The 13808-nt window shown below is 62.0% G+C and carries 12 protein-coding genes; 8 read left to right on the forward strand and 4 right to left on the reverse strand.

Annotated elements, in window-relative coordinates; all coding sequences use genetic code 11:
• Positions 1-96 precede the first annotated feature (96 nt).
• Together GOB86_RS07245 and GOB86_RS07250 are read left to right on the forward strand one after the other, a co-directional pair.
• A complete protein-coding gene (locus GOB86_RS07245) occupies positions 97-1941 on the forward strand; it encodes a M3 family oligoendopeptidase (RefSeq protein WP_165991690.1) in 1845 nt (614 codons plus the stop codon).
• A 2-nt stretch (positions 1942-1943) separates the two neighbouring features.
• A complete protein-coding gene (locus tag GOB86_RS07250; RefSeq protein ID WP_165991691.1) occupies positions 1944-3308 on the forward strand; it encodes an ABC1 kinase family protein in 1365 nt (454 codons plus the stop codon).
• Positions 3309-3382: 74 nt separating this feature from the next.
• Here GOB86_RS07250 and GOB86_RS07255 read toward each other — a convergent pair whose 3' ends face one another.
• The gene (locus tag GOB86_RS07255) at positions 3383-3973 is read right to left on the reverse strand and encodes a hypothetical protein (RefSeq protein WP_165991692.1); all 591 of its coding nucleotides are present in this window, start codon (positions 3971-3973) and stop codon (positions 3383-3385) included.
• Between the two features lie 240 nt (positions 3974-4213).
• Between GOB86_RS07255 and ispH the strand changes: the two genes are divergently transcribed.
• Genes ispH through rnhA form a run of 3 tightly spaced genes read left to right on the forward strand, consistent with a single transcriptional unit; the run spans position 4214 to position 6677 of the window.
• Positions 4214-5215, forward strand: a complete 1002-nt coding sequence (gene ispH / locus GOB86_RS07260) for a 4-hydroxy-3-methylbut-2-enyl diphosphate reductase (RefSeq protein WP_165991693.1) — start codon at positions 4214-4216, stop codon at positions 5213-5215.
• Positions 5216-5224: 9 nt separating this feature from the next.
• Complete coding sequence (locus GOB86_RS07265) at positions 5225-6199, forward strand: homoserine kinase (protein WP_165991694.1); 975 nt, start codon at positions 5225-5227, stop codon at positions 6197-6199.
• Complete coding sequence (gene rnhA / locus GOB86_RS07270; RefSeq protein WP_165991695.1) at positions 6189-6677, forward strand: ribonuclease HI; 489 nt, start codon at positions 6189-6191, stop codon at positions 6675-6677. Before GOB86_RS07265 ends, rnhA begins: the two co-directional genes overlap by 11 nt.
• 101 nt (positions 6678-6778) lie before the next feature.
• Here the strand turns inward: rnhA and GOB86_RS07275 are convergent, their stop codons facing one another.
• From GOB86_RS07275 to GOB86_RS07285, 3 genes are all read right to left on the reverse strand, one after another.
• Positions 6779-7672: an OmpA family protein gene (locus GOB86_RS07275; RefSeq protein ID WP_165991696.1), complete on the reverse strand. Its 894-nt coding sequence runs from the start codon at positions 7670-7672 to the stop codon at positions 6779-6781.
• 85 nt (positions 7673-7757) lie between these two features.
• Positions 7758-8570, reverse strand: a complete 813-nt coding sequence (locus GOB86_RS07280) for an NAD kinase (protein ID WP_165991697.1) — start codon at positions 8568-8570, stop codon at positions 7758-7760.
• A gap of 36 nt (positions 8571-8606) precedes the next feature.
• Positions 8607-9836, reverse strand: coding sequence for a glycosyltransferase family 4 protein (locus tag GOB86_RS07285; protein ID WP_165991698.1), 1230 nt, complete (start codon positions 9834-9836; stop codon positions 8607-8609).
• A 99-nt stretch (positions 9837-9935) separates the two neighbouring features.
• On the opposite strand from GOB86_RS07285, the gene GOB86_RS07290 reads away from it, so the two are divergent.
• Genes GOB86_RS07290 through thrS form a run of 3 tightly spaced genes read left to right on the forward strand, consistent with a single transcriptional unit; the run spans position 9936 to position 13669 of the window.
• Complete coding sequence (locus GOB86_RS07290; RefSeq protein WP_165991699.1) at positions 9936-10760, forward strand: tetratricopeptide repeat protein; 825 nt, start codon at positions 9936-9938, stop codon at positions 10758-10760.
• Entirely contained in the window at positions 10757-11683 is a 927-nt protein-coding gene (locus GOB86_RS07295; protein WP_165991700.1) for a glycosyltransferase family 9 protein, read from the forward strand. The genes GOB86_RS07290 and GOB86_RS07295 overlap by 4 nt, the downstream gene beginning before the upstream one ends.
• A 54-nt stretch (positions 11684-11737) precedes the next feature.
• Entirely contained in the window at positions 11738-13669 is a 1932-nt protein-coding gene (thrS, locus tag GOB86_RS07300) for a threonine--tRNA ligase (protein ID WP_165991701.1), read from the forward strand.
• The last annotated feature ends 139 nt before the right edge of the window (positions 13670-13808 follow it).

Here is a 13808-nt window from a genome sequence, read left to right on the forward strand (position 1 = left end):
GGGGCTTATGGCTCCCGCCCGTTTTGGTGTTCTGGTGCTTTGTCTTTGCATGCAAGGGCTCTCGCCTCGGGTGGATTTGCGCGGTAGAGTGGGGGCATGGAACATACCGCGCATTTTTCCCGTTCGCTGTCACTTCCGCTCATGGCGGCGGAAGCCGGACCTGCCTCTGCCTCCGATCAGGGTGCTTCCACCCTGCCACGCTGGGACCTGTCGGCCCTGTACGCGGGCATGGATGACCCAGCGCTACAGGCCGATCTGTCTGCTGCCGCTGCTGCGGCCAAAAGCTTTGCCAGACTGTACCAAGGCCGCCTGAGCAGCCTGAGCGGTGGGCAACTGGCGCAGGCCATGAGCGAGTTTGAAGAGATAGAGGAAAAACTGGGCCGGGCGGGCTCATATGCCTCGTTGCTGTTTGCCGCGGATTCGTCCGATGCGTCCATCAGCCGTTTCAGCCAGTCCATTAACGAGCGCCTGACCGATATTTCCGCCGACCTCCTGTTCTTCGGGCTGGAGTTGAACCGGCTGGACGAGGCCGACCTACAGACCAAAATGGAAGATCCCGCTCTTGCCCGCTGGCAGCCTTACCTGCGCGACGTGCGCATGTACCGCCCGCACCAGCTTGGTGATGACGTGGAAAAAGTGCTGCTGGAAAAATCCGTCACGGGTGCTCAGGCTTGGTGCCGTTTGTTTGATGAGACCATAGCCGCCCTGCGCGTGACGGTCGATGGACAGACCATGCCGGTAGGCGATGCGCTCAACCGCCTGTCCGATACCGACCGTGCGGTGCGTGAGCGCGCGGGCAAGGCCGTGGGTGCTGTGTTTGAGGGCAATGTCCGCCTGTTCGCGCTCATTACCAACACGTTGGCCAAGGATAAATCCATATCCGACGGGTTGCGGCATTTTGCCCGCCCCACCTCCTCGCGCAATCTGTCCAATATGGTGGAAGATGGTGTGGTGGATGCGCTGGTTTCTGCCGTACGCACGGACTACCCCCGCCTGTCCCACCGCTATTACAGCCTCAAGGCCAAATGGATGGGGCTGGACAAGCTGGAGCACTGGGACCGCAACGCGCCCCTGCCCGGTTGCGAGGACCGCCAGATTCCGTGGGACGAGGCCAAGACCATTGTGCAAAAGGCGTATGACGGGTTTGACCCGCGCATGGGCAAGGTCATCAACACCTTTCTGACCAACCCGTGGATTGATGTGCCCCCCGCCCCCGGTAAGTCCCCCGGTGCGTTTGCCCACCCCACGGTGCCTTCGGCCCACCCGTATATCCTGCTCAACTACCATGGCCGCATCCGTGATGTGATGACGTTGGCGCATGAGCTTGGGCATGGTGTGCATCAGGTTCTGGCGGCCAGGCAGGGTTACCTGATGTCGGATACCCCGCTTACGCTGGCCGAGACCGCCAGTGTGTTCGGGGAGATGCTGACCTTCCAGTCCCTGCTGGACGGGGAAAAAGACCCAACCCGCCGCCGCCTGCTGCTGGCTGGCAAGGTGGAGGACATGCTCAACACCGTGGTGCGCCAGATTGCGTTCTACGAGTTTGAAACCCGTGTGCATGACGAGCGCAAAAAAGGCGAACTGCTGCCCGAACGGATTGGAGAAATCTGGCGTTCGGTCCAGACGGAGAGCCTTGGCCCGGCCTTTAACTTTACCTCTGATTACGATGTGTTCTGGGCCTATATTCCGCACTTCATCCATTCCCCCTTCTATGTGTACGCCTACGCGTTTGGGGATTGTCTGGTGAACGCGCTGTACAAGGTGTTCAGCGAAGGCGCTCCGGGCTTTCAGGATAAATATATCGGCATGCTGGAAGCGGGTGGCACACTGCGCCACAAGGAACTGCTGGCCCCCTTCGGGCTGGATGCCTCGGACCCGGGTTTCTGGCGCAAGGGGCTGGATGTGATTTCCGGCTTTATTGACCAGTTGGAGCAAGACTGAGCATGGCGCGCGATCTTGATAACTCCGGCATGTTCGGCGAACTGCGGCGCATGGTGCAGACCACCGGCACGGTGGGGGGCATTGCCGCACGCATGGCCGGGCACAAAATGGGCCTGCGCTCGGGTGGGGTGACCCACGCGGAGGACCTTAAATCCGTGCTGGGCGGGCTAAAAGGCCCGTTGATGAAGGCCGCCCAACTGCTGGCCACCATACCGGGTGCCCTGCCCGAGGAATATGCGGAGGAACTGGCCCAACTCCAGTCCAACGCGCCCCCCATGGGCTGGAACTTTGTACGCCGCCGCATGACGGCCGAACTGGGTGCCGGGTGGGAGAAGAACTTCCGCGCCTTTGGCAAGGAGGCCGCGGCTGCGGCAAGCCTTGGGCAGGTGCATCAGGCCATTCTGGCCGATGGTCGCCGGGTTGCCTGCAAGCTGCAATACCCGGACATGAATACGGCGGTGGAGGCGGACCTCAAGCAGTTCCGCATGGCCATAGGTGTTTACCACAAGCTCGATAATGCCATCCGTCAGGATGATGTGGTGGAGGAACTGGCCGAACGCCTGCGCGAGGAACTGGATTACCGGCGCGAGGCCGCCAATATGCGCCTCTACCATGCCATTCTGCGCGCCTGCCCGGACGTGACCGTGCCGCTACCGGTGGACGCGCTGAGCACGCGCCGCCTGCTGACCATGGAATGGGTGGCGGGCCAGAACCTGAACGCCGCCATTAAGGCTGGTCTTTCGGATGAGCAGAAAAAGAAAATCGCCCGCGCCCTGTTCCGGGGCTGGTACGTGCCGCTCTACCAGTATGGCGTGGTGCATGGCGACCCGCATATGGGCAACTTTACCGTGCGCGAAGATGGCGGGCTAAACCTGCTGGACTTTGGCGCGATTCGGATTTTTCGGCCCTCATTCATCAAGGGCAATATTGACCTGTACAACGCCTTGCGCACCAAGGACGAAGACCTTGCCGCCCATGCGTACGAGGCATGGGGGTTCCGTGACCTGTCGCGCGAGAAGGTGCGGGTGCTTAATGAATGGGCCAGCCTGCTGTACGCACCGCTCATGGATGACCGCGAGCGCTATATTCAGGACGAGAACAACCCCGAACATGGGCGTGAGGTGCTGAGCCGCGTGCATGAAGGGCTGCAAAAAACAGGTGGTGTGCGCCTGCCGCGCGAATTTGTGCTGGTGGACCGCTCGGCCATTGGGCTTGGGTCGGTCTTCATGCGGCTCAAGGTTAAAATGAACTGGAGCGAACTGTTCCACGAAATTGTGGAAGGGTTTGATGAGCAGGCTCTGACCGACCGGCAGAACGCGGCCATACAAGAGGCCCGCTTTCCACCAGATGCACCCCCCGCGACCTGAGGAAGCCGCGCGGAGCAGGGCTTTAAAGTGCTGATTGAGCGTTAAGGGGCAGGTCCGGGCCTGCCCCGTGGGCCTTAGTAAGCCTGATAGGTCGCCCGTTTAAGGTGTGTCTGATTGTATTCCAACTGGCTCCGGCTGAGCTGGAAGCCCACCTCAAACCTGTAGTCGGAATCGACATTGCGGGGAGGGATCGGCAGGTCGATCGTAATCAGCTTGGTGGTCGTATCAAACGTTGCCAGATTGGCCGGGAACGTAATTGTGTGGCGGAAGATGTGTTTGTTCACAATCCGGTCGCCATGCAGCACGGCAATAAACCACGGCATGCTCAGTGCCTCGGTGGTGGAGGCAGGGCCACGTTCTACCGTAATGTGAAGTACGACTCGGGTTTTCAGGTCCTTGGGGCCACCGGCCAAGCAGTCGCCCTCCAGCTTGACAATGCTGGCCCGCGCCACCAGATCACGATAATCGGTGCTTTTACCCTTATACAGGTAATAATCCGCCGCTTCGGATGGAATATGCGTAATAGGGCAGGCTGGCGCAAACTCCATCGAGGCACTTTCTCCGCCCCCGCAGTCTGTCAGAGCCGTTAACAGGCCCACGGCCAGTGCGCCAGAAGCGGTTACGCGGGGGAGCAGGCTGCGCAGGCGGGTAAGATCATAAGGCATGGAGTGATCCGGCATTATAGGGGGTGGAGGAACAAAAACGGGTGACGCACCAACCCGCCACGCTCTTTGGGGCGTGTGTTTCACGTCTTGAATGCTGCAAAACGGGTTGCATCACATGCGTCCTTTGCGTAGGCCACAACTGCCACGGCCTTTACCGGGTTTCGGGCATAGCCTGTTTTCAATATGCTTCTTCATAGCCAGTTTTCTTCTATACAGCCCGCTGCAACTTTGGGGAACACCATGCCCGATCAAACTGACACCCTTACGACCTCCCAGAACACGGATGCGCAGCATGGCCGCTCACTCAAGGTCCTTCTGGCTGGCCCTCGTGGCTTTTGTGCCGGGGTGGACCGCGCCATTCGCGTGGTGGAGGAAGCCATCCGCCGTTACGGCGCGCCGGTTTATGTCCGCCACGAAATTGTTCATAACCGCACCGTTGTAGAGGAACTGGAAGCACAGGGAGCCATCTTTGTGGAGGAACTGGACGAAGTTCCCGCAGATGGCCATGTTGTTTTTTCCGCTCATGGCGTGCCCAAAACCGTGCCTGCCGAAGCCGAGCGCCGCAACCTGCTTTATCTGGATGCAACCTGCCCGCTGGTCTCCAAGGTCCACCGCGAGGCCGAGCGCCATTATGCCGCAGGTGGCCCGGAAAGCCGCCACATCCTGATGATCGGCCACGCCGGTCACCCCGAGGTTGTTGGCACAATGGGCCAGCTCCCCGCAGGGGCTGTAACCCTGATTAACGACGCGGATGAAGCCCGCAGCGTACAGCCTGCCGACCCGTCCATGCTGGCGTTTATTACCCAGACCACCCTTTCGGTCGATGATACGGCGGAAATTGTGGACATCCTGCGCGAGCGCTTCCCCCTGATCGAAGGGCCAAAGCGCGAGGATATCTGCTACGCCACCACTAACCGGCAGGAAGCGGTCAAGACCATCGCTCCCGAGTGTGATCTGGTGATTGTTATTGGCTCGCCCAACTCCTCCAACTCCCAGCGGCTGCGTGAAGTGGCGGAGCGTTCGGGTGCTGCGCGTGCTTTGCTGGTGCCCCGCCTGGATGCGCTGGACTGGTCCGTGCTGGATGGTGTGAACACGCTGGGCATTACGGCAGGTGCCTCCGCACCAGAAGCACTGGTGCAGGAAATGGTGGCCGAAATGGCCAAGCGTTACACCCTGTGCATTGAAGAGCGGATCGTGAAGGAAGAAAACGTAACGTTCCGTCTTCCCGCACCTTTGGGCTAAAGGTGGTTCATGGCCGTTTATACGGACGTTAGCGACGAGGCGTTGCAGGATTTTCTGGCTGATTTTGCCATAGGGTCCCTTGTAGCGTTCCGTGGCATTGCCGAGGGGGTTGAAAACACCAACTTCCAGCTTCGTACAACCGAGGGAGATTTTATTCTCACTCTGTACGAAAAGCGGGTGAACGCGCGCGAACTGCCCTGGTTCTTGGGCCTGATGCAGCACCTTGCGCGTGAGGGCGTAACATGCCCGCAGCCCGTGGCTGACAGGCAGGGACTCACGCTTAAAACCCTAGCCGGTCGTCCTGCGGCCATTACCACGTTTTTGCCCGGTGTATGGCCGCGCACCGTGCGGGGCGAGCATTGCCGCCCGCTTGGCCGCGCCTTGGCCCAACTGCACGCCGCAGGCCGCTCCTACGCGCCCGAGCGCCCCAATGCACTGGGGCCGGATGCATGGGCCCCCCTGCTGCAAAGCTGCGCGGGTGGGGCGGATACAATCCAGCGGGGTTTGCAGGCGGAACTGGAGCAGGCTCTGGCCCGCATTGTGCCCGCATGGCCGGGCCAAGGTGGTAATGCCACCCTGCCGCGTGGGCAGATCCATGCCGATCTGTTCCCCGATAACGTGTTTTTTCTCAATCATTCCGTCTCGGGGCTGATCGACTTTTATTTTGCCTGCACGGACTATCTGGCCTTTGATGTGGCCATCTGCCTGAATGCCTGGTGCTTCCAGCCCGATGGTGCGTTCAATGTGACCTTCGCCCGCCAGATGCTGCTGGGGTATGAGGAGGTGCGTGTGCTTGATGACGCCGAGCGCCGCGCCATGCCCGTTCTGGCGCAGGGGGCGGCCATGCGCTTTTTGCTGACCCGGTTATATGACTGGATCAACACGCCGGCCGATGCGCTGGTCACCCCCAAAAACCCGCTGGATTACCTCAAACGGTTGCGGTTCCATCTGGCAACGCAAAGTGTGGGTGGTTATGGACTCTGACAACTCTTCCCCCAGCCCCGAAAACCGGATGCAGGTTGAAATCTGGACCGATGGCGGGTGCAGGCCCAACCCCGGCCCCGGTGGCTGGGGCGTGCTGCTGCGTTGCAAGGGCGTTGAGCGTGAGCTTTCCGGCGGGGAGCTGGCGACTACCAACAACCGCATGGAACTGACTGCCGCTGCCGAGGCGCTGGAAGCGCTGAAAAAACCCTGCACGGTCAATCTGCACACCGATAGCGAATATGTGCGTAATGGCATTACGCGCTGGCATACGGGCTGGGTGCGCCGCAACTGGCGTAACGCGGCAGGGGACCCGGTCGCCAATATGGACCTGTGGCGGCGGTTGCTGGATGCAGCCAAACCGCATGATGTCTCATGGCACTGGGTTAAGGGCCACTCTGGCGTGCCGGAGAACGAACAGGTGGACCAACTGGCCACACAGGCCCGCATACGCATGGAGGAGCAAAAAGCAGGCGCGTAACCCGCCAGCTTTTTGCCATGCCTCCAAAAACCAGAAGACCGCCTTTGTGGCAGGCTGCCTGCTCGGTAGGTGCCGGTGCTGCCCGAAGGGTAAAGCCCCTTTTATGGCTCCGCGTCGGACTGGTAGATGTCGAGATAATCTTCTGACGTACCCGGCTTTGCATCTTTGGGCTGGCCAATAACCCGCACATAAATTCTGGTGGAGGGCGTACCACCGTTCATCAGCACGCTGCGTGCGACCAAGCCGCGGGTCAACGCCATGCGGCGCGGGAGCGAAGGGTCGTCTGCCGTGCCCGAACTATAGGCGTTCACTAGGGCGCGGACATGCGGCTTGTAAGCAAGGTTCTGCCCAAATGCCAGAATGGCCTGATGGGTCTCGGGGTTCAGATCGGCTGATCCGGGGGCAAATGTCAGGCGTATGCCACCGGGAATGGGGGTGAGCGTTCCCTTGGCCTGCACCTGCACCGTGGGCTGCGGCGGAATGGGGAAGGGGTGCACCTCTACCTCGGATGGCGGGGGCGTAAGCTGCGGCACTGCCGGGGGCGCATCGGGAATGGTGGCGGCCGGAGGGGGGCGAACCGGAACCGGTGCCGCAACGGGCGTTTGCCCCGGTGCCTGATTGGCCCCACCCGCAGGAGCAGGAGCAGGAGCAGGAGCAGGAGCAGCAGGTTGGGCCACGGTTGTGGTGGTGGCTGGCGCTTGTGGTGGCTGTGTGGTCTGTGTGGCGGGCGTGCCTGATGCGGCTGCCTGCTGGGTTGTTTTGGGTGTTGTGGTCGTCTGCGCCTGAGGGCGCTGTGCCGGGCGTGGGGCTACGTGGCGCTGTGTGCGGATGTGCTGCGTTACGCTCTGCCCCGCCTGTGTGGCACCTGCCTCGGGCCGGGCACCTGCCAGACTGTCAAGTGCCTGCGCATTGGTTGTGATCTGGGCATGGGCTGTGCCTGCTCCGACCAGTCCTGCTACGCAGAGCAGGGAAAGGCGGCACGAAAGGGAGAGCATTTTTTTCATTGCGGTGCAGACTAGCCCAGAAGGTGGGAGGGATAAAACGGGATATTCTGGCAAGGCGCGGCAAAAAGGCACGCCGTCATGCGGAAAACTGTTCTTCGGCAATCCGTTCGGAGAGTGTCTGCCCCGGATCGAACAGCAAGGTTACGGTCAGGTTACGGTCTTCGCGCACCTGAACGGAGATCACGTCACGCACTTCCACCGAATCGGCTACGGCGGCCACAGGCCGTTTTTCGGATTCCATGACCGTAAAGCCAACATGGGCGGCAGAGGGCAGCAATGCGCCACGCCAGCGGCGGGGGCGGAAGGCGCATATGGGCGTAAGCGGCAGCAGATTGCCCGAGAGCGGCACAATCGGCCCGTGGGCCGAAAGGTTGTAGGCGGTGGAGCCAGCAGGCGTTGCCAGCAACGCGCCATCGCAGATCAGTTCGGGCACGCGCACAAGCCCGTCCACATCTATGCGGAGCTTGGCGGCCTGCCGGGTCTGGCGGAACAGGTACACGTCGTTCAGGGCAAGGGCTTCGTGCGTTTCGTTGTCACGCGTGGTGGCCGTCATGCGGAGTGGGTGCAAGGTGGCGGCCTGTGCGTGGAACAGCCTGTGGGGCAGGTCTTCCTCGTCCATCGGGTTCATCAGAAAACCAACGGAGCCGCAGTTCATGCCGTAAACGGGGGCGGTTAGCTGGGTTTCCAGCACCACGCGCAGGGTTTCGAGCATAAAGCCATCCCCGCCAAGGCAGACAATAATCTCCGCATCCCCCGGATGGCAGTTGCCATAATGGGCGACCAGCCGGTCCAGTTCCGTCCGTGCCTCGTGCGTAGGGGCGGCCATAAAGGCCAGTCTGCGTGGCGTCTGGGCAAAAAGGGGCTGCGTGGAGGTGGATGCGGCACTCATGCTCTGCCCTGTGGGTGGAGGAAGGAAGAGTGTGTCTTACCCCGCAAGGCCGTGGTCCTGAAAGGGGGCGGGCGCATTTTTGGCATGGAGGAAGGTAGGGGCCATCTGCGTGCCCAGAACCTCGTCATACACTCCCAGTGTTGCGTGCTGCATGGCCTGTGTTGTGTAGTGCGCCAGCACGGCCTGCCGGGCGTTTGCGCCCATGTCGGTCAGTGTTGTGGCGGGGGCTCTGAGCACTGCGAACATGGCGTCCGCCAGATCCGCCGCATTGTTGGGGGGGACGGACAGGCCGGTCACGCCGTTGTCCACAGTCTCCACCGCCGCACCGTGGTGGGAGACAATGACCGGGCGGCACATGGCCTGCGCCTCCACCACAACCCGGCCAAATGGTTCGGGGCGGAGGGAGGGTACAAGCACCATGGTAGCCAGCGCCATGGCGGCGGGCATGTCGTCACAATGTCCGGCAAAGCGGATTCTGTCGTCCAGTCCAAGGCTGTGGGCCAGTTGGGTCAGTTCGCGCACGTAGCGCCCGTCCGCCTTGTCGGAGCCTGCGAACACGCAGTGCCAGGGCTGGTCGGGTAGCCCTGCCTCCAGTTGCGCGAGTGCCTGCAACACAAGGGCCTGCCCCTTCCATGCCGTCAGCCTGCCGGGCATGAGAATAATGGCCGAGCCTGCGGGAATGTTCCATTGTTCGGCAAGCTGGTGCATGCGCTGCCCGCTGACCGCATGGGGGCTGAACTGCCCGATGTCCGCCCCGCGCGGAATAACCCGCAGGCGCGAGGGCGGGACGTTGTAATCCTTGTGGAGCATCCGCCCGATATGCGCGCTTATGGCAATAACCCGGTCCCCGCTGGCCAGAACGGAGTTGTAGAGTTTTTTGCCCGGCACGGTGTTGGCATGCACACCATGCCATGTGGTTACAAACGCCGTGCGGGTGCGCCTGCACGCCATTCTGGCCGTCCACGCGGGAATGCGGGAGCGGGCATGCACCAGAGCAACATTGTGCTCACCCAGTATTCGGGCCAGCATGCGGGCATTACGCAACACATGTGCGGGATTGCGGCTGCCACATTCGGGGAGGGTAATATGTTCTGCACCCAGACTCCGCAGCATGGGCTCAAGCCGCCCCCCGCTGCTGGCGACAAGTGCTTTGCCACCCGCCTGGGTAATGGCCTGCGCCATTTCCAGCGTGCCCCGCTCCACCCCGCCCTGTTGCAGGGCGGGAAGGATTTGCAAAATAACCGGAGAGCTTAAAAAACTGGCCATGTTGCTCCTATTATCATGCACAGGGGTAAAAGTGCCATATTCTGAACACGCTGGGTCCGCGCTTGACCGCTATGGGCCAGAGTTTGCTATGGATGGTATATGAAAGCAGTCTTCTCTGCGCGTCGGTCCTTGCCTTGCATGCTGGCTGGCGCTGTTGTTCTGGCGGGAGCATCTTCCCTCGAAGATGTTGCGCAGGCCCGCACGCAACAGGCGTTGGGGGGTAAAAAACAGGTCTGGTCCGTAACCACCTGCATGGCCATGATAGGTGACGACCCCTACGGCGCGCGGGATTACGCACTGGACTGGCAGCACCATGGCGGCGGGCGTGATGCCCGGCACTGCCACGCTCTGGCCCTGCTGGAAGCCGGGGATGAGGATGCCGCCGCGCGGGAATTGGATGAACTGGCCCAGAACGCGCCAAAAGGGGATATTCCCCCGCCCGCCCTGCGCGCAACCATGGAGGAGGAAGCCGCCGAGGCGTGGCTTTCCGCCGGGGTGCCGGTCAAGGCGCAGGCCAGCGCGGATTATGGCCTGCTGGCCCAACCCGGTGATCAGGCTTTGCAGGTTGCCCGTGCCCGCAGCGTGCTGGCGCAGAACAGGGCTGATCTGGCGGAGCAGGAACTGACCACCCTGATCGCCCGCCAGCCCGACGCCATGCCCGAAGCCTACGTTCTGCTGGCCGAGGCCGAGCGCAAAATGGGGCGGCTCGACCTTGCCTTGCAGCATGTTGCCCACGCGCTGGTGGTCGCCCCAGACAGTGCCGCCGCCCTGCTTGAGCGCGGTATTATCCGTGAGCGCAAGGGCGATGCCGCCGGTGCCCAGCAGGACTGGCAGAAAGTGCTTGATCTGTCCCCAGACAGCCACGAGGCCGATCTGGCGCGGCAAGACCTTGCCGTTATGGCGGCAGACCCCGATTCTCCATGACCGTGGGGCAAGGGGCAGAGCGGGCGCGTATTCTGGTTATCCGCCTGAGCGCACTGGGCGATTTTGTGCAAAGTTTTGGCCCGTTCGAGGCCATAAGGCGCGCGCACCCCAATGCCGACATAACCCTGCTCACAACCCGCCCCTTTGTGGAACTGGCCCGCCTTGCTCCGTGGTTTGACCATGTGGAGGCGGACCACCGCCCCCGCTGGACCGACCTTGCCGGGCTGCATGCCCTGCGGCGGCAGTTGCGCGGGTATGACCGCGTTTACGATTTGCAGACATCGGGGCGCACGGCGCGGTATTTCTGGCTGGCGGGCAGGCCGGTGTGGTCGGGGCATGTGGCGGCGGCGGCTTTGCCCCACGCCAACCCGTGGCGCAACATCATGCACACGCGCCCCCGCCAGCGTGATCAGTTGCGTATGGCGGGCATTGCCCCAGCGGAGCGGTCGGACCTTGCGTGGCTGGTGCATGCAGGGCCACGTCTGCCCCAGCCCTATGCCCTGCTTGTACCCGGCGCGGCCCCCCATCGCCCTGCCAAGCGCTGGCCCGCGGAGCATTATGGTCAGCTTGCGTGCGAACTGGTGGCGCGTGGCATAACGCCCGTTGTGGTGGGCAGTGCGGGGGAGCAGCCTTTGGCGGCACAGATTATGCAGCTATGCCCACAAGTGCGCGACCTGACCGGCCAGACCAGCCTGCCAGAACTGGCCGGACTGGCCGCGCGCGCATGGGGTGCGGTAGGGAACGATACCGGACCCATGCATCTGGCGGCCGAGGTCGGGTGCCGCTGCCTTGTCCTGTTTTCGCGCGAGAGTACGCCTGCGCGTACCGCCCCATTGGGGTATGCGCCGGGGCAGGTGGAGGTACTGTGGGCGCGTGATCTTGCATTCCTTTCGGTCCAGAGGGTTGCAGCCGCGCTCTGGTAGCGCCATTAAACATCCTCTATTTTTATTCTCCCCTTTCTTCTGGAGCTTGCACCCATGCCCGCTATCACCCTGCCTGACGGTTCTGTTCGTAGTTTTGACGGGCCAGTCACGGGCACTACGGTGGCGGAATCCATTGGTGCGGGGCTGGCCAAGGCGGCACTCGCCATGGAAGTGGACGGCCAGTTGAGCGACATCCGCCAGACCATAAAGGCCGATGCCAAAATCCGCTTTATTACCAAAAAAGACCCGGAATCGCTGGAGCTTATCCGCCACGATGCGGCCCATGTGCTGGCCGAAGCCGTGCAGGAACTCTTCCCCGGCACACAGGTTACCATTGGCCCGTCCATTGAACACGGGTTCTATTACGACTTTTTCCGCCCCGAACCTTTCACCCCCGAAGACTTTGCCGCGATCGAAGCCAAGATGAAGGAGATCGTGGCAAGGGCAGAGCCGTTCGAGCGTGAAGTCTGGCCGCGCGAAGCCGCGATTGCGTTCTTTGAGGAACGTGGCGAATCGTTCAAGGCCGAACTGATCCGTGACCTGCCGGAAACGGAAGATATTTCCATCTACCGTCAGGGCCAGTGGCTGGACCTGTGCCGTGGCCCGCACCTGCGCACCACCAAGGATGTGGGCACTGCCTTCAAACTCATGAAGGTGGCAGGCGCTTACTGGCGGGGCGACCACCGCAACCCCATGCTGACCCGCGTGTATGGCACCGCATGGCGCGACCAGAAGGAACTGGACGCCTACCTGCTCCAGCTTGAGGAAGCCGAAAAGCGCGACCACCGCCGCATCGGGCGGGAAATGGGCCTGTTCCATTTTCAGGAAGAGGCGGTCGGGCAGGTGTTCTGGCACGCCAAGGGCTGGCGCGTTTACTCCGTGTTGCAGGACTATATGCGCCGTGCGCAGACCCGCCACGGGTATCAGGAAGTCCGCACCCCCCAACTGGTTGACCGTGGTCTGTGGGAAGCCTCTGGCCACTGGGATAAATACCGCCACCACATGTTTGTGGCCACGGTGGAGGATGAGGACAAAACCCTCGCCCTCAAGCCCATGAACTGCCCATGCCATGTGCAGATTTTCCGCCACGGCCTGCGCTCTTACCGCGAACTGCCGCTGCGTATGGCGGAATTTGGCGCATGCCACCGCTACGAACCCTCGGGCGCGCTGCATGGGCTGATGCGCGTGCGCGGCTTTACGCAGGATGATGCGCATATCTTCTGCACCGAAGACCAGATTGCCGCCGAGACCGTGCAGTTCGTGCAGATGTTGCATGAAGTGTATCAGGATCTCGGGTTCGAGCATGTGCGCGTCAAGTTTGCCGACCGCCCCGAACAGCGCGCAGGTAGCGAAGCCGTGTGGGACAAGGCCGAAGCCGCATTGAAGGAAGCCTGCACAGTGGCGGGTGTGGAATATGAGTATAATCCGGGCGAGGGTGCGTTCTACGGCCCCAAGCTTGAATTTGTGCTGCGTGACGCCATTGGCCGGGACTGGCAGTGCGGCACCTTGCAGGTGGACCTTGTGCTGCCCGAACGGCTGGACGCCAGCTATGTGGGCGAGGACTCGGCCAAGCACCGCCCCGTTATGCTGCACCGCGCCATTCTGGGTTCGTTCGAGCGCTTCCTTGGTATTCTGATCGAGCAGCACGCGGGGCGCTTCCCGCTGTGGCTGGCCCCCGTGCAGGTTGTTGTGGCTTCCATTGTCAGTGATGCCGCCCCCTACGCGCAGGAAGTTGCCGCAGCGCTGCGCAACGCCGGTCTGGTGGCAGAGGCCGACGTGCGGAATGACAAGATCAACGCCAAGGTGCGCGAACACAGCGTGGGGCGTGTGCCGGTTATTCTGGTCGTTGGTCGGCGCGAGGCGGAGGAAGGTACGGTGGCCATGCGCCGCCTTGGCTCGCAGGCGCAGGAAGTGCTCACGCTTGATCAGGCTATTGCCACGCTCAGCCACGAGGCCACTCCCCCCGATTTGCGCAAAAAGGCGTGAAGCGGGCCGGGTTTTTGTGGCAATGCTGCAATGCCCCCGATTTATTGCATGGACCGCTTGATAAAGAGCGGAGAATTGCGCACATACTAACAGCAGGCGGATGCACCGGATAACGGTGCCTCTGTTTGTTTTTGAAATG

The sequence above is a fragment of the Acetobacter lambici genome, assembly GCF_011516885.1.
Taxonomy (GTDB): Bacteria; Pseudomonadota; Alphaproteobacteria; order Acetobacterales; family Acetobacteraceae; genus Acetobacter; species Acetobacter lambici.